At 70.2% G+C, this 22,434-nt stretch carries 18 protein-coding genes; 9 read left to right on the plus strand and 9 right to left on the minus strand.

What is annotated here, in order from left to right:
- Positions 1-9: 9 nt before the first annotated feature.
- The 6 genes from ABZ622_RS31235 to ABZ622_RS31260 all read left to right on the plus strand — a co-directional run bounded on the left by ABZ622_RS31235 (position 10) and on the right by ABZ622_RS31260 (position 10,095).
- Positions 10-4,380, plus strand: a complete 4,371-nt coding sequence (locus ABZ622_RS31235; protein WP_360548913.1) for an amino acid adenylation domain-containing protein — start codon at positions 10-12, stop codon at positions 4,378-4,380.
- Positions 4,377-5,759 (plus strand): ATP-grasp domain-containing protein, encoded by a 1,383-nt coding sequence (locus tag ABZ622_RS31240; RefSeq protein ID WP_360548915.1) that lies wholly within the window; start codon positions 4,377-4,379, stop codon positions 5,757-5,759. The genes ABZ622_RS31235 and ABZ622_RS31240 overlap by 4 nt, the downstream gene beginning before the upstream one ends.
- Positions 5,717-6,760: a zinc-binding dehydrogenase gene (locus tag ABZ622_RS31245; protein WP_360548917.1), complete on the plus strand. Its 1,044-nt coding sequence runs from the start codon at positions 5,717-5,719 to the stop codon at positions 6,758-6,760. Before ABZ622_RS31240 ends, ABZ622_RS31245 begins: the two co-directional genes overlap by 43 nt.
- Positions 6,761-6,835: 75 nt before the next feature.
- Positions 6,836-7,579: a TauD/TfdA family dioxygenase gene (locus tag ABZ622_RS31250; RefSeq protein ID WP_360548919.1), complete on the plus strand. Its 744-nt coding sequence runs from the start codon at positions 6,836-6,838 to the stop codon at positions 7,577-7,579.
- A 26-nt stretch (positions 7,580-7,605) separates the two neighbouring features.
- Positions 7,606-9,165 (plus strand): acetolactate synthase large subunit, encoded by a 1,560-nt coding sequence (locus tag ABZ622_RS31255; RefSeq protein WP_360548921.1) that lies wholly within the window; start codon positions 7,606-7,608, stop codon positions 9,163-9,165.
- Between the two features lie 51 nt (positions 9,166-9,216).
- Positions 9,217-10,095, plus strand: coding sequence for an NAD(P)-dependent oxidoreductase (locus tag ABZ622_RS31260; RefSeq protein WP_360548923.1), 879 nt, complete (start codon positions 9,217-9,219; stop codon positions 10,093-10,095).
- 370 nt (positions 10,096-10,465) lie between these two features.
- On the opposite strand, the gene ABZ622_RS31265 is transcribed toward ABZ622_RS31260, so the two are convergent.
- The 7 genes from ABZ622_RS31265 to ABZ622_RS31295 all read right to left on the minus strand — a co-directional run bounded on the left by ABZ622_RS31265 (position 10,466) and on the right by ABZ622_RS31295 (position 16,467).
- Positions 10,466-10,789 carry a hypothetical protein gene (locus tag ABZ622_RS31265; protein ID WP_360548925.1) on the minus strand — a complete coding sequence of 108 codons (324 nt, stop codon included), beginning with the start codon at positions 10,787-10,789 and terminating at the stop codon, positions 10,466-10,468.
- Between the two features lie 38 nt (positions 10,790-10,827).
- Positions 10,828-11,355: an NUDIX domain-containing protein gene (locus tag ABZ622_RS31270; RefSeq protein WP_360548927.1), complete on the minus strand. Its 528-nt coding sequence runs from the start codon at positions 11,353-11,355 to the stop codon at positions 10,828-10,830.
- A gap of 836 nt (positions 11,356-12,191) precedes the next feature.
- On the minus strand, positions 12,192-12,491 hold the full coding sequence (locus ABZ622_RS31275) for a hypothetical protein (RefSeq protein ID WP_360548929.1): 300 nt from the start codon (positions 12,489-12,491) through the stop codon (positions 12,192-12,194).
- A 56-nt stretch (positions 12,492-12,547) separates the two neighbouring features.
- Complete coding sequence (locus tag ABZ622_RS31280) at positions 12,548-13,414, minus strand: alpha/beta hydrolase (RefSeq protein WP_360548931.1); 867 nt, start codon at positions 13,412-13,414, stop codon at positions 12,548-12,550.
- Positions 13,415-13,551: 137 nt separating this feature from the next.
- Positions 13,552-14,553 (minus strand): NADP-dependent oxidoreductase, encoded by a 1,002-nt coding sequence (locus tag ABZ622_RS31285; RefSeq protein WP_360548933.1) that lies wholly within the window; start codon positions 14,551-14,553, stop codon positions 13,552-13,554.
- A gap of 108 nt (positions 14,554-14,661) precedes the next feature.
- On the minus strand, positions 14,662-15,717 hold the full coding sequence (locus ABZ622_RS31290; RefSeq protein ID WP_360548935.1) for an aldo/keto reductase: 1,056 nt from the start codon (positions 15,715-15,717) through the stop codon (positions 14,662-14,664).
- Between the two features lie 57 nt (positions 15,718-15,774).
- On the minus strand, positions 15,775-16,467 hold the full coding sequence (locus ABZ622_RS31295; RefSeq protein ID WP_360548937.1) for an SDR family oxidoreductase: 693 nt from the start codon (positions 16,465-16,467) through the stop codon (positions 15,775-15,777).
- 114 nt (positions 16,468-16,581) lie between these two features.
- Here ABZ622_RS31295 and ABZ622_RS31300 point away from each other — a divergent pair, with 114 nt between their 5' ends.
- On the plus strand, positions 16,582-17,142 hold the full coding sequence (locus ABZ622_RS31300) for a TetR/AcrR family transcriptional regulator (RefSeq protein WP_360548939.1): 561 nt from the start codon (positions 16,582-16,584) through the stop codon (positions 17,140-17,142).
- 171 nt (positions 17,143-17,313) lie between these two features.
- Here ABZ622_RS31300 and ABZ622_RS31305 read toward each other — a convergent pair whose 3' ends face one another.
- Complete coding sequence (locus tag ABZ622_RS31305) at positions 17,314-17,916, minus strand: helix-turn-helix domain-containing protein (protein ID WP_360548941.1); 603 nt, start codon at positions 17,914-17,916, stop codon at positions 17,314-17,316.
- Positions 17,917-18,101: 185 nt separating this feature from the next.
- On the opposite strand from ABZ622_RS31305, the gene ABZ622_RS31310 reads away from it, so the two are divergent.
- Both ABZ622_RS31310 and lpdA read left to right on the plus strand, forming a co-directional pair.
- The gene (locus ABZ622_RS31310) at positions 18,102-19,181 is read left to right on the plus strand and encodes an alkene reductase (protein WP_360549005.1); all 1,080 of its coding nucleotides are present in this window, start codon (positions 18,102-18,104) and stop codon (positions 19,179-19,181) included.
- Positions 19,182-19,270: 89 nt separating this feature from the next.
- Positions 19,271-20,674 carry a dihydrolipoyl dehydrogenase gene (gene lpdA / locus ABZ622_RS31315; protein ID WP_360548943.1) on the plus strand — a complete coding sequence of 468 codons (1,404 nt, stop codon included), beginning with the start codon at positions 19,271-19,273 and terminating at the stop codon, positions 20,672-20,674.
- Positions 20,675-20,832: 158 nt separating this feature from the next.
- Here lpdA and ABZ622_RS31320 read toward each other — a convergent pair whose 3' ends face one another.
- Entirely contained in the window at positions 20,833-21,120 is a 288-nt protein-coding gene (locus tag ABZ622_RS31320; RefSeq protein WP_360549007.1) for a LysR family transcriptional regulator, read from the minus strand.
- Positions 21,121-22,434: the final 1,314 nt, after the last annotated feature.

Raw genomic sequence — 22,434 nt, forward strand, 5'->3', positions numbered from 1 at the left:
GCGGCGGAGATGCCGCACGCCAGCCACCCGATGTCGTTCGAGCAGGAGTCGATCTGGCTCAACGACCAATTCCAGAACGCTCGTTCGCGGTACGTGGAGTCGTGGGCCCACCGCATCAGCGGCCGCCTCGACGTGCCCGCCGTCGAGGCCGCGCTCTCCGAGATCGTCCGGCGCCACGAGGCCCTGCGCACCCGCCTCCACCTGGTCGCGGACCGGCCCGTGCAGACGGTGCTCCCTGCGGGGCCGATCACGGTCACCCGGCGGTCGGTGCCCGCCGACCAGCTGGACGAAGCCCTGCGCGAGGCGCTCGCCGCGCCGCTCTCGCTCGACGCCCCACCGCTGCTCAGGGCGTACCTCTTCGAACCGGCCTGCGATGTGGACGGCGAGGCGGTGCTTCTCGTCGCCCTGCACCATGCCGCGATGGACGGCACCAGCCTGCACCTGCTCGACGCCGAGTTCAGCGCCTGCTATCGGGCCGCCCTCGCGGGCACCGGGCACGGACTGCCCGAACTGCCGCAGCAGATCAGCGGGTACGCCGAGCGCCGCCGCCGCTCGGCGCGCCTGACGGACGCCGCGCACCTGGCGTACTGGCGGACCGCGCTGCGCGACGCCCCCGAGGAGACGGCCTTCCCCACCGACCATCCGCGGGCCGCGGTGATGAGCCACCGCGGCGAACAGGTCGAGTTCACCCTCGATGGCGCGGTGGCCCGTGCTGTGGGCGCTCTCGCGGAGCAGCGCCACAGTTCGCCGTACGTGGTGCTGCTCGCCGCCCTGACGGCGCTCACGCACCGGTTGAGCGGGCAGCGCGACCTGGTCATCGGGACGCCGGTCTCGCTGCGGGACGAGCCCGCGGTCGACTCGATGATCGCCTGCCTGGCCGAAGTCCTGCCGGTACGTCAGAGAGTGGTGCCCGCCCAGTCGTTCGCTTCCTTGGTGTCCGCGGTCCAGGACGTCGTCCTGGACACAGTCGAGCACCGGGAGATCTCCTTCAGCCGGCTCGTCGGCGAGCTGGGAGTGGAGCGCACGCTCAGCAGGTTCCCACTCTTCCAGATCGTCTTCACCGCCGACTCCCAGGAGGCCGCGGGGCTGAACCTGCCCGGCGTGAGCACCGAGCGGCTGCCGCTCCACAACGGCACGGCGAAGTACGACGTCTTCCTGAGCGTGGTGCCCGAGGGTGACGGGTTCCGCGGCTTCCTGGAGTACTCGGCCGAACTGTTCGACCGGCGCACCGCCGAACTCCTCGCGGAGCGTTACCGGATGGTGGTCGCGGACGCGGTGGCCCGCCCCGAGACCGCCCTCGCGGACCTGCGGATCCTGTCCGACGCCGAGGAGCGACTCATCCGCGACTGCTGGACCTCGGGAACGGACCAGCTGGGTCAGGATGCCCCGATACCCCACGCGCACACGGTCTTTGCCGACCGCGCGCGGAGGACCCCGCACGCCCCCGCCGTGGTACGCGGCGAGGACACCCTGTCCTATCGGGACCTCGACGGGGCGGCCGACGCCGTTGCGGCGCTGCTCGTCGAGCGGGGGCACGCGGGCTGCCGGGTGGCCGTCTGCGTGGAGCGAACCTTCGACCTGCCGATCGCGGTCCTCGCGGTGCTCAAGGCGGCGGGCGCCTGCGTGCCGCTGGACGCCGGATACCCGGCCGAGCGCATCGCGTACATGCTCCGGGACAGCGGCGCCACGACGCTGGTGACGCGGCGCTCCGTGGCCGCTGGGCTGACGCTGCCCGACGACCTCCCTGTGATCTTCCTGGATGACGTCCCGCCGCACCGGACGGCCGCGGGCGGAGAGGCGAAGGCGGCGTCCGGGCTTCCCGCCGCCGGTGATGACGACATCGCGTACGTGCTCTACACCTCGGGATCCACCGGCCGCCCCAAGGGCGTGGCCATGCCGCACCGTTCGCTGGCGGGCCTCGTCGACTGGCAGCACCGTCGCTCCGACTCCCGTCCGGGCGCCCGCACCCTGCAGTTCGCCCCGCTCAGCTTCGACGTCGCCTTCCAGGAACTCTTCTCCACCTGGGCCTCGGGAGGTGCCGTCATCCTGATCGACGACGCCGTGCGCGCCGACCCCGAGCGGTTGTGCGACGTGCTGACCGAGCACCGCGTCGGGCGGCTCTTCCTGCCGTACGTCGCCCTGCAGCAACTCGCCTTCTACATGTGCACCGCACGGCGCCGGTGCCCCTCGCTCAGGGAAGTGGTGACCGCCGGGGAACAGCTCTTCGTCACGCCCGCGATCCGAAGGTTCTTCACCGACCTCACCCACGCGTCGCTGGAGAACCAGTACGGCCCGACGGAGACGCACGTGGTCACCGCCGAGCGCCTCGCGGGATCGCCCGCGTCCTGGCCCGAGCGCCCCTCCATCGGTCGTCCCGTCCCGGGCGCCCGCGTCTACGTGCTGGACGGCGCCCTGCGGCCTTGCCCGGTCGGCGCCACCGGCGAACTCCACGTCGGCGGCCGGGCCCCCGCACAGGGGTACCTCGGTCTTCCGGAACTCACCGCCGAGCGGTTCCTCCGCGACCCCCATGCTCCGGCGCCGGGCCGCGTCTACCGCACCGGCGACCTGGCAAGACTGCTGGCCGACGGCCGCATCGAGCTCCTCGGCCGAACCGACGACCAGGTCAAGATCCGTGGCTACCGGGTGGAGACGGGTGAGGTCGAGTCCGCCGTCAAGGCCGTCCCCGGAGTGGCCGACGCCGTGGTGGTCACCACCGACGGGGCACCGGGGGACGGCAAGCGCCTCGTCGCGGGCTACGTCCCCGCCACTGAGGATGGCATCACGCCTGAGGTCCTGCGGTCCGAGCTCCGCGACCGCCTGCCCTCCTTCATGGTGCCGACCACCTGTGTGCCGCTGACTTCTTTCCCGTTGACGCCCAGCGGCAAGGTGGACAGGGCGGCACTGGCCCTCGACGGCGCCGGTACGCAGACGACACGCCCGCCGGGCGAGCCCGCGCGCACGCCCACCGAGAAGCGGGTCACCGAGTTGTGCGCCGAGGTCCTTGGAGTCGGCGCCCTCGGTATCGAGGACGACTTCTTCGCAGGGGGAGGGGACTCCTTGCGCGCCGTGCGGCTCGCCCTCGCCCTGCGCGAGGAGTTCGGCGTTGCGTTCCCGATGAACTGCGTGTTCACCGCGCCCACGCCCGTGGCGCTGACCCGGCTCGTGGACCGGCTCGGGCAGCGGCCGGACGCCCCGGACCCGAAGGCCGACCTGGTCCTGCCGCCGGACATCGTGCCCGCGCCGCAGGTGCTCACCGTCGTCACCAACCCCAAGGAGGTGCTGCTCACCGGCGCCACCGGCTTCCTCGGCGCCTTCCTCCTGCGTGAACTCCTCATACGTACGTCCGCCAGGGTGCACTGTCTCGTGCGAGGCACCGACCAGGCGCACGCGGCCGCGCGGCTGCGTGCGGTCCAGGAGGCGTACGGCATCGTGAACGAGGAGGCACAGGGGCGGATCGTCGTCCACGACGGCGATCTCGCGCTGCCCCGGCTCGGCCTCTCCGAGGAGGTCTTTGACCGGCTCGCGCGCACCGTGGACGTCGTCCACCACGCGGGAGCCAGCGTCAACCTCGCCCAGGCGTACGCCCAGTCGCGGCCCGCGAACGTCTGCGGCACCGTCGAGGTGCTGCGGCTCGCCGCGGCCCACCGCACGGTCCCCGTCCATCACATCTCGACGGTCGGGGTGTTCGCGGGACCGGCGCTCACCGCCCGCCGGCTCAGGCCCGACGAACCCCTCACCCCGGTCGAGGCTCTCGTGCACGGCTACACCCAGAGCAAGTGGGTGGCCGAGCGGCTGGTCGAGGCCGCGCGGGAGCGCGGCCTGCCGGTGTCCGTGTACCGGCCGACCCGCATCGCGGGGGACTCCACCACCGGCGCCTGCCAGAGCGCGGACTTCCTGTGGCTGCTCCTCAAGGGCTGCGCGCAGGCGGGCCTCGCCCCGCGCCTCGACGATGTTGCCTTCGACCTCGTCCCGGTGGACCACGTCAGCCGCGCCGTCGTCGCCCTCGCGAGCAACCCCGAGGCGGCGGGCAGGAACTTCCACCTCACCGGTGAGCGGCTCATGCCGTTCGGCCGGGCCGTCGCGTGCGTGCGCCGCGCGCTGGACCTCTCCATCACGGATGTCCCCCTACGGGAATGGCTGCGCGCCATCGAGGCCCTGCCCGACAACGCCGCCTTCCCTCTCCTCGGCGTCATGGGCGACGGCCGCGACGACGACCCCGAGGGCAGCGTCCGCTTCGACGCGACCGACACACGTCAGCTGCTGCGCGGCACAGGCATCACCTGCCCGGACATCGACGAGAAGGTCTTCACGGGCTACGTACGGTACTTCGCCGGGTCCGGATTTCTACCGATTGCTCGCGACGAGGGGAGTCGGCGATGAGCGCTTCGGCACCGGGCCCGGACGCACCGCGGATCCTGCTGCTCGGCGGGACCGCGGAGGGCACGCAGAAGGCGGCGGAATGCGGCCTCTATGTGGTGAACGTCGACAAGCCCGCCCTGTTCGAACCCGCCGCCAAGGAGCACTGCGCGCAGACCCATTTGATCGACTACCAGGACATCGGTCTGGTCACCACGCTGGCCAGGGCGCTGCACCAACACGCCCCGTTCACCCGGGTCCTGAGCCAGACCGAGGCGGGTCCTCTGGTCGCGGGTCACCTCACCACGGCCCTGGGCCTCGCGGGCAACGGCGTCGACGTGACCCGCCTGCTCCACGACAAACTCGCCCTGCGCGGCCTCCTGAACACCCGGGGCCTGGGCAGGGTCGCCGTGCGGCGCGGGACCACCTTCGAAGCGCTGCGGGACTTCGTCGCCCACCACGGCGGGGCGGTGGCGAAGCCGACGATGGGGTCGGGCAGCCTCGCGGTGCGCAAGGTCCGCTCGCCCGGCGAGGTGGCCGAGGCCTGGGACTGGCTGGTCTCCTTCGGCGTACGCAACTTCATGGTCGAGGAACTCCTGGTCGGCCCCGAACTCAGCGTGGAGAGCTTTTCCGTGGAGGGTCGGCACTCCGTCCTCGCGATCACCGGCAAGGACAACGGCGACGGCGTGGTCGCGCTGGCCCACGTGGTCCCGGCGGAGCTGAGCCAGGACGAGGCCGCCGCGGTCGCCGCACTCACCTGCCGGATGCTGGACGCCGTCGGCCTGGTCGAGGGCCCCGCGCACACGGAGGTCATCCTCACCGCCGACGGGCCGCGCGTGGTGGAGTCCCACAACCGCTGCGCCGGGGGCCACATCAACGAACTCGTGGACATGGTGTACGGCGTGGACCTCGAACGGCTCACGTACCGGCTTGCGCTCCCCGAGCCGGTCACCGTCCCCGAACCGGCCGCCGACGGCGCCGCCGCGGTGCGCTTCCTCACGCCGCCCGCCGGGCGCGTGGTGTCCGTCGAGGGCGTCGACGAGGCCCGCGCGGCCGAGGGCGTGGTGCGCGTCGAGGTCAAGGCCGAGCCGGGCCAGGACGTCCGCCCGCTGCACTGGTCGGAGGACCGGTCAGGGGTGGTCGTGGTGCGCGCGGAGAACAGCGCGGCCGCCGCGCGCAGGGCCCGGCAGGTCGCCGAGTCGATCGAGATACGTACCAAACCGTCCGAGCGGGAGTCCCCGACGACGATGGGCGAAGTGCTCGCCGCCGCGGCCGAGGTGCTCGATCCGTTCGCCCCGGAACCGTCCGCCCCGGATTCGCTCGCCCAGGCACAGTTCGCCCAGCAGGAAGGACCCCACGCATGCGCGCCACAGTCATCCACGCCTCCCACGACGTCCGGGTAGAGGTGGTACCGGACCCGGTGATCCGCCGGCCCACCGACGCCGTGGTGAGGGTCGTGCTCTCCTGCGTCTGCGGAACCGACCTGTGGGCGTACCGGGGCGTGGCCGACTTCGATCCGGGGCAGCGCATCGGCCACGAGTTCATCGGCGTTGTCGAGGGCGTCGGCGCCGAAGTCGTGGGCTGCGCCGTCGGCGACCTGGTCGTCGTGCCGTTCGTCTGGTCGGACGGCGACTGCGGCTACTGCGCCGAGGGGCTGACCACGTCGTGCGAACGGGGCGGCTTCTGGGGCACGCGGGGATCGGACGGAGGCCAGGGCGAGGCGGTGCGTGTGCCGTACGCCGACGGCACCCTCGTACGCCTCCCGAACGAGGCCGCGTCCGACCGGCGGCTGCTCACCGCGCTCCTGACGTTGTCCGATGTGCTGGGGACCGGCCACCACGGCGCGGTCGGCGCGGGCGCGGGTCCCGGCACGACCGTGGCCGTCGTGGGCGACGGCGCCGTCGGACTCTGCGGTGTGCTGGCCGCGAAGCGCCTGGGCGCCGAACGGATCATCGCGCTCGGCCGGCACCCCTCCCGCACGGACATCGCCCGGTCCTTCGGCGCGACCGATGTGGTTCCCCAGCGCGGGGAGGAGGCGGTCGAGGTCGTGCGCGAACTGACCGGCGGCCGGGGCGTGCCCGCGGTCATCGAGGCGGTGGGGACCGCACAGTCTTTGTGGACGGCGGTGAAGATCACCAGGGACGGTGGCTCGATCGGCTGCGTCGGCGTGCCGCACGGCAGCGACACGGGCCTGGACCTGAGCGACGTCTTCGAGCGGAACATCGCGCTGCGCGGCGGCGTCGCGCCCGTGCGGACCTACATTCCGCAGCTGCTGCCCGACGTGCTCGGCGGGGTGATCGACCCGTCGCCGGTGTTCGACCTGACGGTCGGTCTTGACGGAGTGCCGGGCGGCTACAAGGCGATGGACGAGCGAACGGCCTTGAAAGTCCTGGTCAGTTACTGAGCTGGCCAGTTACCGGACCGAACCGATCTGTTTCCACGAATATCCACGAATATCCACGAACCGATTGGAGTGACCATGGCGAAGTGGCCCGACAGTGTTGTCTCATGCGTCGACATGAACGGCGACGAGCTGGCCGACAGCGTACTGAGGTACGCGTTCCGCCAACTGCTCGGCAACAACGGCTACGTACACGTCGTCGATGTCCCCGAGTCCTTCGACCACGTCGCCTTCCTCAAGGAGCTGGGGGAGTTCCAGCCCACGCCCACCGGCACCCTCGTCGGGGACGTGAAGCCCGAGCGCGGCATGGACGACGTCAACCACGGCCAGAACCGCGGGGGGTTGCAGCCCCACACGGAGGGGTACGAGTTCCGCGGCACGCCGCCCCGGTATCTCGCGCTGTGGTGCGTCAAGCCGGCCGAGGGGCGCGGCGGCGAGACCACGATGCTCGACGGCAACCGTGTGCTCGCGGAGTTCGACGAGAGCGAGCGGCAGCACTTCCTCGACACCGTGTACCGGTGGAAGTCCACGGAGGGTCTCGCCCGCCGCGGTGTGGTGCCCACGGCGGAGCACCCAGTCCTCGAGGAGCGCGACGGCGAGCTGATCTTCCGGTACTCGACCAGCTACCTGGAGATACCCGAGGACGACGAGCTGGCACGCCGTCTCATCGACCGCGGAGGCGCTCTCTACGAGGAGAACCACATCGCCATCCGCTACGCGAAGAGGGACCTCGTGGTCTGGGACAACTGGCGGATGCTGCACTCCCGCAACGCCTTCGAGGACCCGCGGCGGCACCTCAAGCGCGTCCAGATCGCAAGCTGACCTGACCCCGAAAGGCAGGCACCACCATGAACGGCGCCCGAGCAGTGCTCAACACCCTTGTGCACGGCGGCATCGACGTCTGTTTCACCAATCCGGGCACCTCCGAGATGCACCTCGTCGCAGGCATGGTCGCGACGCCGGAGATCCGTGGCATCCTCTGTCTGTTCGAGGGGGTGGCGACGGGTGCCGCCGACGGGTACGGCCGGATGGCGGGCAGGCCCGCCTCGACGCTGCTGCACCTGGGGCCCGGCCTCGGCAACGGTCTCGCGAACCTGCACAACGCCCGCCGTGCGGGTACGCCGCTGATCAATATGGTGGGCGACCACGCTACTTACCACAAACCGTTCGACGCGCCCCTGGACTCCGACATCGAGACAATGGCCGGGACGGTGTCGGCGTGGGTGCGCAGGACCGAGCGGTCCGCCGACGCGGGGCAGGACGCCGCCGATGCCATCCGGGCCGCGCGGAATCCGGTCGGTCATCTCCCCGGCGGTGTCGCCACGCTCGTCCTGCCGTCGGACGTCTGCTGGTCCGACGGCGGGTCCGCCGTGCCCGTACCCGCCGCGCAGGCCCCGTCGTTCGACGAGGTGGCGGTGGAGCGGATCGCCAAGACCCTGCGCGAGAAGGAAGGGTGCCTCCTGCTCGTCGGTGGCGCCGCCATGCGGCGCGCGGGCCTGGCGGCGGCGAGCCGCATCGCCGCGGCCACCGGGGCCGACGTCCTGGCCGAGAAGTCCCCGGCGCGGCACGAGCGGGGGGCGGGCCTCCCGCGTTTCGACCGGCTGCCCTACCCCAGGGACCTTGCGGTTCGACGGCTCGCCGGGGCGCAACATCTCGTCCTCGCGGGCACACGCGAACCCGTCTCGTTCTTCGCCTACCCGGGCAAGCCGAGCACCCTGATACCGGCCGGGTGCGAGGTGCACGACCTCGGCGCCGCACCCGGCGCCCTTGAATACCTGGCCGACCTGGTGGCACCTGGCACCGCGCCTCTCGTCACCGACGCGGACAGGCCGGGGCTGCCGAGTGGGGAGCTGACGGCGCAGAAGGCCGCGGCCGTCATCGGCGCGCTGCTGCCGGAAGGGGCCGTCGTCATCGACGAGGCCATGACATCCGACCAGTGGCTGCCGGGCGCCACCGCCGGGGCGCCCGCGCACGACTGGCTCAACATCACCGGCGGTTCGATCGGCATGGGAATGCCGGTCGCCACGGGCGCGGCAGTCGCCTGCCCGGACCGTCCCGTCCTCAACCTGGAGGCGGACGGCAGTGCGATGTACACCCTCCAGGCGCTGTGGACGCAGGCGCGCGAGGGGCTCGACGTGACCACGGTCGTCTTCAACAACGCCTCGTACGCGATCCTCGACTCCGAGCTGCGGCGGGTCGGGGCGTTCGAGGGCGAGGACGTGCGGCGCAGCCGGTCGTTCATCGACATTCCGGGGCTCGGCTTCGTGGCGATGGCGAACGGCATGGGCGTACCGGCGACACGGGCCCGCACGGCCGAGGAGTTCACCCGTCAACTGCGCGCGGCCGTCGCGGAACCGGGCCCGCACCTCATCGAGGCGGTGGTGCCGCCCGTGACGGGCGGTGCCTGACCTCCCTGAACCGCCCCGCCCATCGCCATCCCCCGAAAGGAAGCAAGAACGGTGCCCACTCCCGTGTTCCGACAGGTCTCCCTCCTGCCCGGCGTCTGGCCCTCCCCCGGCCTCCTCGACGCCCTGCGCCCGCTGAGCGAGAGCCCGCCGCTGCACCTGACGCAGTGGCCGTCACCGGACTCGGAGACGGGGGAGTCCTTCGTGCGCACGGATGCCCTGCTGGCGGGCTGGAAGGACCACCTCGACGCCGGGCACCTGAGCCAACTGCCCGCCCTGCGGTACGTGGGTCTGCGCGCCACGTCGACCGACCGCGTCGACCTGGACCACGCGCGGCGGCAGGGCATCGCCGTGTCGCCCATCTACGGCTACGGTGACATCGGCACGGTCGAGTTCGTGATTGAGCGGCTCCTCGCCCATGCGCGGCACGGCGGGGAGACGCCGGGGGAGTTGGCGGGGCGGCGCCTGGGGCTCATCGGCTACGGACCCGTGGCCCGGCGCGTCAGCACCGTCGCCGCCGCGCTTGGCATGCGGGTCCTCTTCCATACGCCGACGCCCCGGACCACGGCGGAGGGCGAGGCGCGCTGGGCCCCGCTGGCCGAGGTGCTCGGCTCCGCCGACTGCCTGTCCTTCCACTCACCGGCCTACCGGCACGTCGTCACGCTCCAGGACCTGCGCCTGATCCCCGGCGACGCCTTCGTCGTCGTGACGACGCTGGGCCTGCCCATGGCCGAGAGCGACCTGCACACCTGGCAGTCGGGCCGCGCGGGCCGCGTGGCCCTGGACTCGTGCGCGGCCCACGCCGCGGGCGACGCGGTGCGGAAGGTCCCGGGCATCGACGTACATGATCTCTACGCGGCACGGACCACGGAGTCGATGAAGCGGGCGGAAACCCAACTGGTCGAGAACCTTATGGCAGCGCTCCACGCGTGAGACGGACTGCACCAGGCAACACCATGCTGTTTCTACATGCCGGGATAGCCACATCATGTCCTGTCCGCCTCGGTGGTGGCCATCACCCGTACGGTCACTGTGCCTGCGGGCCGATTCACTCCGGGGCACCTGGGGGGAGCTGACCGCCGTGGTGCCGTTTGAGCTCGTCGACGCGGTCCTGGCGGAGGCGCGGGCGGTGCGGCAGCGGCTGCGCGATCTTCGGTCCCGAGTCGGGTGTACTTCCTGCTTGCGATGTACCTGTTCCCAGAGGTCGGCTACCGGTTGGTCCGGGACAGGCTCACCGCCGGGCCTGGCCGGGGTGGCGGTGGCCTCGCCGAGGGCGAAGGCACTTCTTCATGACGGAGCCCGCTCACGACCGACGGTCACACGGTGGATAAAGGTTGAGTCCGAGGCGTCGAAAGAAGTACTGGAAGGGCACGATGTGGAGTTCGGTTCCCTCCGGTGCCTCGTCGCGCAGCAGATGCACACGGGCCGGCGGGTCGCCGACCGGGGGATGTCCGGCCGCGTGCCGGCGGATCAGGTCGCCGAGGCCGGGGCTCAGACGCAACCGGTTCAGCATGCCGGGGTGAACCACCTCAGCAGCACGCCCTTCCTGCAGGCCCACGGCGTCGGGATCACCACTCCGGACGGCCGTGCAGACCTGGACGGGGACGGCGAGACCGTCGATGCTCATCGCCTCCTCCACTGCATACGGGGTCAGGTCCGCGACCTTCAGCCCCGGGGCTTCCTCGGTGAGTTCCCGCCATGCCGTGTGGTCCAGGCAGCGGCGCCCGGCTCGCGCCCACCGCCCAGGAGGGCGAACACCCCCGGCTCCCAGATGCCGTCCAACAGGTCCCTCAGATGCAGCAGACACCGACCGCTCCTGTCATGGATCAGAACGGATACGTTGACGGGTTCCGGCTGCCCGTCGAGCCCAAGGGCAGCCTCGGCGTTCAGAAGCTTGGCGCGCAGTGTCGGGGAGCTGACGTCGGCGAACGCGAGCCACTGGGCGCCGGAGACTTCCTTCTCCTGGAGCATGAGCGGCGGCTGCTCGGCCATGAGGTGGAAGACGAACCGGAAGTCGAAGTGCCGGTGCGCGGGTTCACCTTTGTCCGGGTCGGCGGCGATGTCGTGGACGTCGATATCGACCGGCGCTCCGAGGAACTGCGGGGTCAGGCACAGATCCCCGGGACGGATCGCGGTCTCTTCGCACCCTTCCCGCAGCGCCGCCGGCCAGAAGCGTCCGGTCGTCCTCGACATGACCACCGGGGACGAAGAGCAGCCCAGTGCCCCTGTGGCCGATGTGCAGCACGCGCCGATCACGGTCGATGACGACCGCGCTGCAGGTGATGTGGCCGGGCACTGTGGCACGGCTGCACGGGTCGTCGGCACTGTCCAGGACAGACAGCAACCCGGCCAAGGCCTCCCGCTCATCCGGATGCCGGTCCAGATACGCCTCGGCGGTCGTACGAATGTGGGAACAGGTGGGCGGCACGTCATCACCTCGAAAGAGGGTGGGGTGGAGGGCGAGTTCCCGCTGGCTCGGGCATCTGCAAGGGCACGGGGGCGGCTCAGGTGCGCGTCCCGTCCTTTCTAGGATCCGCCTGCCGATGAGCAGCGGGCGCTGCGGGAACGTCGGATTCCGCGGGTGATGAGCACTGTTTGAGTCGGGTGATCATGAGCAGGGCGCGCCACCGGGACCTTCTCGGTGGTCACTGTAAGTATCTGACTGGTGGCGGCCTGCCCGGGGCGGATGGATGGATTGCTCAGCAGGTCCGTCGACGTTCGGGGTGTCCCAGAGCTTTTCGCTCCAGGGTCGGCAAGTGCGTGAACGAGCCGCTGGTTGACGAACTTCCGGAACTCGCCTGAGCCGACCCCGCCTCTGCGACGCAGGTAGATCAGGGAGCGGGCGCAGGAATGTCTGCGTGCGCAGTTCCTTCAACGCTGCAGGCCCTCGATCGCGTTGCCGGTGAAGAATGCGTCCCGTGTTGTGCTGTCGCTGAACCCTATGACGAGGGAGGCGCGGAATCGCTGGTCGTGGGGGTTGTCGTGGGCGCCCACGCCGACGAGATCAACGTGTTCCGCCGCACCCTCCTCTACGCCGCGGCCCGCCGAACTCCTCCCGCTGGTACGACGTCGCCGGCCCCGGCGAGACGGTCGGTGATCGAGGTCTGCACCCCGTCCGTCGCCGGCCACCGGCCCAGGTTGTGCTCGGCGAGGTGGATCTGCCGGTACTCCTCCAGGCCAGGGGTGGCGGAGATGATCCCTGAGTGCGGTCCCTTCCAGTGGTCCATGCCGCTCCGGCGGGGCTGGTCGGTGCGCACCCACAGCAGGATCGAGGAAGTGAGGCGCTTCTTCTCCACGCCCAGCTGAGCGGCGCACGATGAGGTGCTCATGGTGCTGCTCCTCTCTTCCTGGCTGCCGAACGCGTAGTTGCGGTGTTCGCCAGTGGTCAACGGGCGAGGAACTCCACCGCGAGAGGGGCGAACTGCTGGTGGTACTGGAAGATGCCGCCGTGACCGGAGTCGGGGTAGATGATCAGCTCGCTGTTCTTGATGCGTCGGTGCAGGTCCTCGGAGAGGACCGAGGGCACCATGCGGTCGTTGTCGCCGTTGGCGATCAGGGTGGGCTGGGTGAGCTGCGACAGGTCGTCGGGGGTGGAGCGCCCCCATTTCTTGATCGCCTTCAGCTGTGTCTGGAATGCCTTGACCTTGATCTTCGCATCGCGGTCGACAGTGCGCTCCTCGAGCCGGTTGACGAACGCGCGCGCGGCGGGCTTGCCGGTGGCGTTCCGGTTGAAGAACAGGAATTCCTTGGGGTCCGACCGGGTCAGGGCGGCGCGCAGCATGTCCCAGTACGTGGTGCCGGCGACCTTGTCGATGTCCCTTCCGCCCTTGGGCCCGGTGCCGGTGAGGACCAGTCTGCGGACGAGCGCGGGGTGCTTCACCACCAGAGCCTGGGCGATCATGCCACCGAGGGAGAAGGACAAGACGTCGATCTTGTCGAAGCCGAGCGCCGTGATGAAGGTGTAGGCGTCATCAGCCATCGCCTCGATACTGTCCGGCACCTGGCCCGCGGAGGCCCCGACACCGCGCTGATCGAAAGCGATGACGTGACGGCCCTTAGCGATGGGGTCGATGATGCGCGGGTCCCAGTTGTCCAGGGTCGCGGCGAGGTGCACGAAGAACACGACGGGGATGCCGCCCTTGGGCCCTAGCTCGCGATACGCGTAGGTGACGCCGCCGGCGGTGACGGTGCGGGCCGGGACCTGGGCGTACGAGGTGATAACGCCCCTGTTCGGGGTGCCGGTGCTGCTCATGACGATTTCTCCTGGTGTGTTTCTCGTCGCTCGTGGTGGCGTCGGGTCAGTCGGGGCCGGGATGCCCTTCGGCCGCTGCCGGAGGACGCGCCTGCTCGTGGTGGGAGGCGGCTGGTGCCCGGGTGGGTGTGCCCGCCCTATGTCATGGAGACGACGACCTTGCCGGCCTTCGCCCGGCCCTTCTCGACGTACTCCATGGCCTGGAGGGTTTCGTCGAACGGGAAGACACGGTCGACGATCGGGCGGATCTTCTCCGTGTCGATGAGGGGGGTGAGTTCGCGCAGTTGGTCGCCGCTCGCCTTCATGAACAGGAACGAGTACGTCACGCCGAGGCGCTTGGCCCGGCGGCGGGTCTTGGCACTGAGCGCGGTCATCGCCAGGCGGAGAACCGGGTTCGCGCCGAGTTCGCGGGCGAAGGCCGTGTCGGGCGGGCCCGCGACGCTGATGGCGATGCCGCCGGGCTTGAGGACACGCAAGGACCTGGCCAGGTTGTCGCCGCCGAGGGAGTCGAGGACGACGTCGTAGCCGTCGAGGAGTTCGGTGAAGTCCTGGGTGCGATAGTCGACGGCGACGTCCGCGCCGAGTTCCTTGACCAGGTCGATGGTGGCGGTGCTCGCAGTGGTGGCCACGTGCGCGCCCAGGGCCTTGGCCAGTTGGACGGCGATGGAGCCGAGGCCGCCCGCTCCCGCGTGGATGAGGACCTTCTGACCTGGTTGTACCTGGGCGCGCCCTACCAGTGCCTGCCATGCGGTCAGGGCGACCAGGGGAAGGGAGGCGGCCTCGGTCATGGTGAGGGTGGCCGGTTTGGGTGCCAGTTCGTCCTGGTGGACGGCGATGAGTTCGGCGAAGGTGCCGATGCGGTCCTTGTCGGGTCGGGCGTAAACCTCGTCGCCCACAGCGAAGCGGGTGACGGACGACCCGACCTGCAGGACCTCTCCGGCGAGGTCGTTGCCCAGGACAAGCGGGAGTCGGTAGGGCATGAACGCCTTGAAGTCCCCGTTGCGGATCCTGAGATCCAGCGGGTTGACACTGGCCGCGTGGACCTTGACCAGGACGTCGTCGGCACCCACCTGCGGGTCCGGTACCTCTCCGCCGCGCATCCCGGTTTCGCCGTACTTCTCGACCAGGAAGGCCCTCATCGTCGTCTCCGTTCCGTTTCCCGTCCCAGAATTCACGCAGGACGAGATAGTTTGTGTGATTTTGCTCGCTGCGGCGCGGGCGCACTGTTTCCTGAGCCGCGTTCACCATCAGGCCACCGGCACGACCGGGGCGACGACGCGGTCGGCGGCGCCTCCCTGCAGGCGGTCCAGGGAGGCGGCGATCCCCTCGTGGGGCACGCCGAGCGGCACCGCGCTGACCTCGGTCAGGCGGGTGTACTGCGCGTCGGTCAGCTGGACATCGAGGGCGCCGAGGTAGCTGTCGAGCTGGGAGAGGTTGCGCGGGCCGATGATCGGGACGAGCGTGGCCACGGAACGGGCGGCGCGCTCGCGCACCCAGGCCACCGCCACCTGGGCGGGTGTCACGCCGGTCTCCTCGGCGATGGCCAGGACGGTGTCGACGACGGCGGTCTTCTGGCCGGTGCTCTCGGTGTGGATGACCATGCCCAGGTCGCTCAGACGCCCCTTGGCGGAGCTGCGGTATTTGCCGGTGAGCAGCCCGCCGCCGAGCGGGGACCACAGGGCGGCCCCGAGCCCGAGGCTCTCGGCCATGGGCAGCAGCTCACGGTCGGCGGTGCGCTCGACGAGGCTGTACTCGTGCTGGATGCCCACGATCGGGGCCCAGTCCTTCAGGTCCGCGAGGGTGACCGCGCGCGAGACGCGCCAGGCGGGGAAGTTGGACAGCGCGGCGTGGTGGATCTTGCCGGCGCTCACCAGGTCGTCGAGCCCGCGCAGGAGTTCCTCCATCGGCGTGAGCTCGTCAGGGAAGTGCACCCACAGCAGGTCGATGTAGTCGGTGCCCAGGCGCTTCAGGCTGGCCTCCACCGAGGCGACCATATTCTTGCGGCTGTTGCCGGTCCTGGAGATGTCCGGCTGCGGGGCGGCGCCGAGGGCGAACTTCGTGGCCAGGACGAAGTGGTCGCGGTCGGCGGAGATCAGCTTTCCGGTCAGTTCCTCCGACTCGCCGAACTGGTAGCCGTCCGCGCTGTCGAGGAAGGTGCCGCCGGCCTCGGCGAACCGGTCGAAGATCCGCCGGGCCTCGTCCGGTTCGGCGCCTGCGCCCCAGCCGGTGCCGAAGTTCGCGGTGCCGAGCGCGTACTCGGAGACGCGCAGTCCGGTCCGGTGTCCGAAGGTCGTGTAACGCATGAGATGTCCTTGCATGAGGGGTGGGAAGGCAGTCGCGTTGGGGTGGAGGGGTGAGCGTCAGCCCGCGTTCGGCTGGGGTGCCGCGGACAGGCTCTGCTTGACGTACCGGCTGGTCTCGTCGGCGAGGATCTCGGGCAGGCCGGTCTCGATGCCGTACAGGGCCTGGGCCGCGACGTCGGCGGCGGCGGCCTTCTGATCGGCGGGCACGCCGGCGGCCATGTCGGTGTCCATGTAGCCGACGTGCAGCGCCGAGACGGTGATCCCGCGCGGTGCCAATTCCTCACGCGTCGCGTCGCTCAGCGCCCAGGCTGCGGCCTTAGACGCGGCGTAGGAGCCGAGGCCGGCCGGGTGGAACCAGGACAGAGCGGACAGGACGTTGAGTACGGCGCCGCCACCGTTGCCCTCGATGACGGGGGCGAAGGCGCGGGTCGCGGCGAGCGGGCCGAAGAAGTTGGTCTCCATCTCCCGGCGCACATCAGCGATGTCGCCTCCGACCAGCGTCGCGCCGGTGGAGATACCCGCGTTGTTGATCAGCAGCGTCGCGTCGGACGCCAGGCGGGCGGCCTTCCGTATCGGCGCCTCGTCCGTGACGTCCAGCCGCAGCGCGATGACGCCCGGCACATCGACCGTCTCGGGGTGCCGAGCCGCCGCATACACCTTCGCGCCACGCTCGACGAGCTGCGCTGCCAGGTGCCGCCCGAGCCCCCGGTTGGCGCCGGTGACGACCGCGACCGCGTTCTTCAGTTCCATGCTCACTCCTGGTCCTGGCGGGCATCGTCGGCACCCGCAGCAAATTAGATTATGCATACAATCTAAACACGGGTCTACGATAGATGCCAGTCGACATCCAAACGGGAGGTGGCCATGGGCCGCGTATCGCAGGCACAGGCGGAGGAAAATCGCAGGCGGGTGGTGGGCACCGCCTCCCGGCTGTTCCGGGAGCAGGGCATGCAGGTCAGCGTCGCCGAACTGATGAAGGCTGCTGGTCTGACCCACGGCGCGTTCTACAAGCAGTTCGCCTCCAAGGAGGCGCTCGTCGACGAGGCAACCGCCCATGCCTTCGCCGAGCTCGCTCGGCGCTACACCGAGGGACTTGAGCGGTATGAAGGGCGGCGCGACGCCGCCCAGCAGGTGCTGATCGACACCTACCTCTCCGTCGAGCACCGCGACGGCCCGGCGGACGGCTGTCCGGTCGCAGCCCTCGCCTCCGACATCGCGCGCGAAGGCGGAGGACGTGAGGCCCGTCGCGTCTACGCCGAGGGGGTGTCCGACTTCGCCGATTTCCTCGCCACCGACGACCAGGACGGCATCGTCCGCCTCTGCACCCTGTTCGGGGCGCTGGCCCTGTCCCGGGCCACCAACGGCTCCCCGCTCTCCGAAGAGATCCTCGCCGCCGCGCACGCAGCCCTGACCGAAGCAGGCTGATCAAGGGTGTGGTGCGGGTATGCGTCGACCGCACGCGTAAGCGCCGAGGCGTCCGTGGCTGGCGGAGGTGTTGGAGGAAGGCCGCCGGCGCCTGGCGCATCGGCCTCACTGTGCGCCGGACAGCGGCCAGCTCTCGGGTCGGCCCGTGAAGTGTCGGTTGCGCAGCCGACGTCAACGTGTCAGCAGGACTGCGATCTGCTCACGGATGTCGCGCAGGATCTCGTCGACGCTCGCGGCGACGTTCACGCCGGCCGCCATCGCGAGGAACATCACGGCGGACACGACGCGCGCCGTTGTCGCCGCGTGTGTCTCGCCGACCTGGGCGTCCCGGCACAGCACGGCGGCCACGGCCTGCTCGGTCCGCCCGGTGATGGTGAGGGCCTCGCGGTGGTGGGGTTCGGCGGGGTCGCCGAAGACCATCTCGCGCAGGTAGACGCGCCCGTTGTCGACCTGGGTCCGGTTGCATTCGACGACCGGCCGGACGATCGCCATCACAGCGTCCAGTGTGTCCGGGATGCTCTCGGCGTCCGTCCGGCCTCGTTCGAGGGCTTCGGCATAGAGGGAGTTCTGGACTAGCAGGAGGAGCTCGCCCTTGGTCTTGGCGTAGAGGAAGAGCGTGCCGGTGCCGATGTCGGCCTTGTCGGCGATCTGCTGGGTGGTGACCTCATCGATACCGCGTTCGGCGAACAGCTCGTGGGCCGCAGCGGTGATGCGGTCGAGCTTGAGCTGTTTGTTCCGCTCGCGCCGACCAACCGACTGGGAAGCGCCTGGCATGCGGGACACCTTTCGGGGAATTTATTCTGACTGCACTCAGTTATGAGTATAGTCGTTACTGATGGGAATCAGATGCGGCTTTCCGTCATCGTCCCACGACGACGCGCGCCCGGTCCCTCTTGATCTACAGCGGACACCGGCGACCGATCCAACGCTCGACCTTAAGGACCACGCATCTCATGAGCATGTCTTCCGCCCTCTGGCAGCCCTTCAAGCTCGGCCGTGTCGAGCTCCCGCACCGCCTCGCCATGGCGCCGCTGACCCGCAGCCGGGCGAACGCCGACGGCACGCCCGGCCCGCTTGCAGCCACCTACTACGGTCAGCGCGCCGCCCTCGGCCTGATCATCACCGAGGGCACGCAGCCCTCGGCCGACGGACAGGGCTACGCGAACACGCCAGGCATCCATACTCCCGAGCAGATCGCGGGCTGGCGCGAGGTCGCCGACGCCGTGCACGCGGGCGGCGGGGCACTGTTCATCCAGCTGATGCACGTCGGACGCATGTCCCACCCGGACAACACCCCGCACCACCGCCAGCCGGTCGCCCCCTCCGCGATCTCCGCCGACCAGGACATCTTCACCGCGACCGGCCCGAAGAAGACCCCGGTCCCGCGCGAGCTGAGCATTCAGGACATCCAGACCACCATCGCGGACTTCCGGCACGCCGCCGCCTCCGCGATCGCCGCCGGCGCGGACGGGGTGGAGATTCACGGCGCCAACGGCTACCTGCTGCACCAGTTCCTCTCCCCGAACGCCAACCACCGCACCGACACCTACGGCGGCACGGTAGAAGACCGCGCCCGCCTCGTCGTCGAGGTCGCCCGCGCGGTGGCCGAGGAGATCGGCTCCGACCGGGTCGGCATCCGCCTGTCCCCCTCCATGCCGCTGGGCGGAATCGACGAGGGCGACACCGAGGCCGTCCGCGCCCAGTACCGCCACCTGGTCGGCGAGCTGGCGCCCCTGAACCTCGCCTACCTGCACGTCCACCACGTCGGCGACGCCGAACTGCTGCGCTCCTTCCGCGAGGTGTGGCCGACCGCCCTGCTCGTGGTCCGCTACGGCCGCACCCGCGAGCAGATCGCCGACGACATCGACGCGGGCCTGGCCGACATCGCCCCGCTGGGCCGCTTCGCGCTGGCCAACCCCGACATCGTCGAGCGCCTGCGCACCGATGCCCCGCTCAACGAGATCGACCTGGCCACCCTGTACGGCGGCGGCGAGGCCGGATACACCGACTACCCGACCCTCGCCGGGACGCATGCCTGACCCCTACCCGTGAACCGTCCTGCCGGGCGCCCAGGCGCGCCCGGCAGGACGATGGACAAGTCGGACAGCGAGAGCAGGAAGGATTCTCCGTGAGTAGCACGCACTTCGACGTCGTCGTCCTCGGCGCGGGACCCGGCGGGTACGTTGCCGCGATCCGCGCCGCCCAGCTGGGCAAGAGTGTCGCCGTCATCGAGAAGCAGTACTGGGGAGGCGTCTGCCTGAACGTCGGCTGCATTCCCTCCAAGGCGCTGTTGCGCAACGCCGAACTCGCCCACACCTTCCACCACCAGGCCAAGCAGTTCGGCATCTCGGGCGACGTGATCTTCGACTACGGCGCCGCCTACGACCGCAGCCGTCAGGTCGCCGACGGCCGGGTCAAAGGCGTGCACTTCCTGATGAAGAAGAACGCCATAACCGAGATCGACGGCCACGGCACCTTCACCGACGCCCGCACCATCGACGTCGCCCTCACCGCCGGCGGCACGCAGAGCGTCACCTTCGACGACGCCATCATCGCCACCGGCTCCACCGTGAAGCTGCTGCCCGGCGTCGAGCTCAGCGAGAACGTCGTCACCTACGAGACCCAGATCCTCTCGCGCGAGCTGCCCGCCTCGATCGTCATCGTCGGCGCCGGGGCGATCGGCATGGAGTTCGCCTACGTCCTGCGCAACTACGGCGTCGAGGTCACGATCCTCGAATTCCTCGACCGCGCGCTGCCCAACGAGGACGCCGAGGTGTCCAAGGAGATCACCCGCCAGTACAAGAAGCTCGGCGTCACCCTCCTGACCTCCACCAAGGTCGAGACCGTCAAGGACGAGGGAACCTCCGTTACCGTCACCTACACCACGGCCGTCGGCAAACGGTCGGAGATTCGTACCGACAAGGTCCTCATGTCCGTCGGCTTCGCACCGCGCACCACCGGATACGGCCTGGAGAACACCGGCGTCACCCTCACCGACCGGGGCGCCATCGCGATCGACGAGCACATGCGGACCTCGGTTCCGCACCTGTACGCGATCGGCGACGTCACCGCCAAGCTCCAACTCGCCCACGTCGCCGAGGCGCAGGGCGTCGTCGCCGCCGAAACCCTCGCCGGAGCCGAGACGATGCCGCTCGGCGACTACCGGATGATGCCGCGCGCGACCTTCAGCCAGCCCCAGGTCGCCTCGTTCGGGCTCACCGAGCAGCAGGCCCGCGACGAAGGCCACGACGTACTCGTCGCCAAGTTCCCCTTCACCGCCAACGGCAAGGCCCACGGCCTCGGCGAACCGACCGGCTTCGTCAAGCTCGTCGCCGATGCCGAGCACGGCGAACTCCTCGGCGGACACATGATCGGTGCGGACGTTGCCGAGCTGCTGCCCGAGCTCACCCTCGCGCAGAAGTGGGACCTGACCGCCGCCGAACTCGCCCGCAACGTCCACACCCACCCCACCCTCGGTGAAGCACTGCAGGAAGCGTTCCACGGCCTTACCGGCCACATGATCAACCTCTGAGAGTACGCATACCGAGTGTGCCATCACCGGGCTTGGACGCAGCCTCCTTTCGGTTTCGGCGCCGGAGCGCTCAGAGCGCGGCTTCCAGCAGCAGGCGCAGCTGTTGGATGGTCAGGTCCAGTTCCTTCGCGACACCAACTGCGGCACCCGGCTCTGCGTCACGGCGGATCGTGCCGGGGTAGTTCGGCGTCGTCTGCGATACGCAGGATCTGTTGTGCTTCTCGCAGGAAGTCGCGTCCGCGGGGTGTGGGTGCGAGGGGGCGGGTGTCCCGGTCGATGATGCGGAAGCCGGCCCTGTGCTCGATTGCGCGGATGCGGGCGGCGAGGGTGGTGTGCCTGCCGCCGTAGAAGCTGTCGGCGGCCGCAGGAATGCTGTTGTGGCCTGCGACCCGGGCGATGGTGCGCAGCCGGTCCAGGGCTTCGCGGCCGTCGATGACGGCTTGCATCGCCGGTGAGAGCTGCGGAGGAAGGCCGAGGTGGCCGAGACCGTTGTAGCCGCCCGGGGGTGGATGGCGATGCGGCACCGGCGTGCCTTCCGCGACAGGCTCCCGGTGCTCATGCCAGCTTCGCGTGCCAGTTCCCTCATGGGCCGCCGCTTTTCGACGTGCTCACGCCGAAACCAGGCGCGAAAGGACTCGGGCGGGGCGGCCGTACGCAGCGGGATGTTGTCGAGGGCGAGGAGGTCGCGGACGGTGGTGGCCGCGCACTTGGCCATGCTGGCAATCTCCACAGTGGTCTTCCGTTCGGTGACGTACAGCTCACGCAGCCGGCGGGGCGCGAGTACCGCGGCTCGGGTGGCGGGGTCTGGTGCGCGGATCTTGCCCAGGAGCTGGTCCGGCGGGCCGGTGACGGTGTCGTCGATTTCGAAGTAGAGGCGGAGGTGCTCTGCGGTCATCCCGGTGGCCTCGGTGACCGGGGCGATCGTGTCGTTGCCGTCGAGGGCGGCACTGAGCCTGGCGGAATTGACCCGCTCGGGTGCGATGCCCGGCCAGTCGACGTCGCGGACCCAGTGGGCGGGAGGCTCCCAGGTCACCGGTTCGTCGATGCCGTGTGCCGCCAGGTTCTGTTCCGCCTGCTCATGCAGGAAGGCGCGCAGCGGCAGCGGGGCGCGGAAGCGGAATTTGGTGCGGCTCCAGGCGAAGCGGGTGGCGGCTCCCTGCGGCGCGGGCGGGCTGTGCCCGGTCAGCAACAGCAGCAGGTACCAGCGCATCACCTGTTGGCGGTGCTCGCCGCCAGCCAGCCAGCCGTGCTGGAGGATCAGGCGCCGGTAGGCGTCGGGGTTCAGCTCAACGGTGGTCTCGGTGAAAGTGGTGCGGCGGCGGGCGTAGTCGATGGGTGAGCCGTGTTCGTCGAGCGCGCGGGCGAGCTGGGCGAGCGTGGAGGCCAGCGGGGCGAGGTCCTGGTCGCGGTAAACGCGCTGCTCGACGCTTTCGCGGTCGCGGGCGGCGCGTACGTTGCCCAGCAGCGGCGCGGCGCGTACGTATGGCAGGTCGGACGGCCCGCCCGGGACGAGGAGGAGGCTGGAGCAGCCATGGCGGAACGCGTCGACACGGAAGACGCGGCCTTGTGATCGCAGAAGGTCGACAGGCAGCAGGCGCAGGGCCCATCCAGGCCAGAGCATCGCGGGGATCATGCTGGCGCGGCGGTGGATGTCCGCTCTGCTGCGGTCGGGCCGTCGGGGGATGGGGGTGGCGCTGGCGTAGCGCAGCCGATTATGCAGGAGCGTGTGCGGATCCTGGTAGGACATCACGCGGGCGAAC

Origin of the sequence: Streptomyces sp. NPDC007164, from assembly GCF_040634135.1 — a bacterium.
Lineage (GTDB): Bacteria > Actinomycetota > Actinomycetes > Streptomycetales > Streptomycetaceae > Streptomyces > Streptomyces sanglieri.

Bases quoted from the DNA above. Each gene is read 5' to 3' on its own strand.
- ABZ622_RS31275 (WP_360548929.1), bottom strand. From the start codon at position 12,491: ATGAGCACCTCATCGTGCGCCGCTCAGCTGGGCGTGGAGAAGAAGCGC.
- ABZ622_RS31270 (WP_360548927.1), bottom strand. From the start codon at position 11,355: ATGTCGAGGACGACCGGACGCTTCTGGCCGGCGGCGCTGCGGGAAGGG.
- ABZ622_RS31320 (WP_360549007.1), bottom strand. From the start codon at position 21,120: ATGCAAGCCGTCATCGACGGCCGCGAAGCCCTGGACCGGCTGCGCACC.
- ABZ622_RS31245 (WP_360548917.1), top strand. From the start codon at position 5,717: ATGCGCGCCACAGTCATCCACGCCTCCCACGACGTCCGGGTAGAGGTG.
- ABZ622_RS31285 (WP_360548933.1), bottom strand. From the start codon at position 14,553: ATGAGGGCCTTCCTGGTCGAGAAGTACGGCGAAACCGGGATGCGCGGC.
- ABZ622_RS31280 (WP_360548931.1), bottom strand. From the start codon at position 13,414: ATGAGCAGCACCGGCACCCCGAACAGGGGCGTTATCACCTCGTACGCC.
- ABZ622_RS31310 (WP_360549005.1), top strand. From the start codon at position 18,102: ATGTCTTCCGCCCTCTGGCAGCCCTTCAAGCTCGGCCGTGTCGAGCTC.
- ABZ622_RS31290 (WP_360548935.1), bottom strand. From the start codon at position 15,717: ATGCGTTACACGACCTTCGGACACCGGACCGGACTGCGCGTCTCCGAG.
- ABZ622_RS31305 (WP_360548941.1), bottom strand. From the start codon at position 17,916: ATGCCAGGCGCTTCCCAGTCGGTTGGTCGGCGCGAGCGGAACAAACAG.
- ABZ622_RS31255 (WP_360548921.1), top strand. From the start codon at position 7,606: ATGAACGGCGCCCGAGCAGTGCTCAACACCCTTGTGCACGGCGGCATC.
- ABZ622_RS31265 (WP_360548925.1), bottom strand. From the start codon at position 10,789: ATGAGCATCGACGGTCTCGCCGTCCCCGTCCAGGTCTGCACGGCCGTC.
- ABZ622_RS31250 (WP_360548919.1), top strand. From the start codon at position 6,836: ATGGCGAAGTGGCCCGACAGTGTTGTCTCATGCGTCGACATGAACGGC.
- ABZ622_RS31235 (WP_360548913.1), top strand. From the start codon at position 10: ATGCCGCACGCCAGCCACCCGATGTCGTTCGAGCAGGAGTCGATCTGG.
- ABZ622_RS31300 (WP_360548939.1), top strand. From the start codon at position 16,582: ATGGGCCGCGTATCGCAGGCACAGGCGGAGGAAAATCGCAGGCGGGTG.
- ABZ622_RS31295 (WP_360548937.1), bottom strand. From the start codon at position 16,467: ATGGAACTGAAGAACGCGGTCGCGGTCGTCACCGGCGCCAACCGGGGG.
- ABZ622_RS31240 (WP_360548915.1), top strand. From the start codon at position 4,377: ATGAGCGCTTCGGCACCGGGCCCGGACGCACCGCGGATCCTGCTGCTC.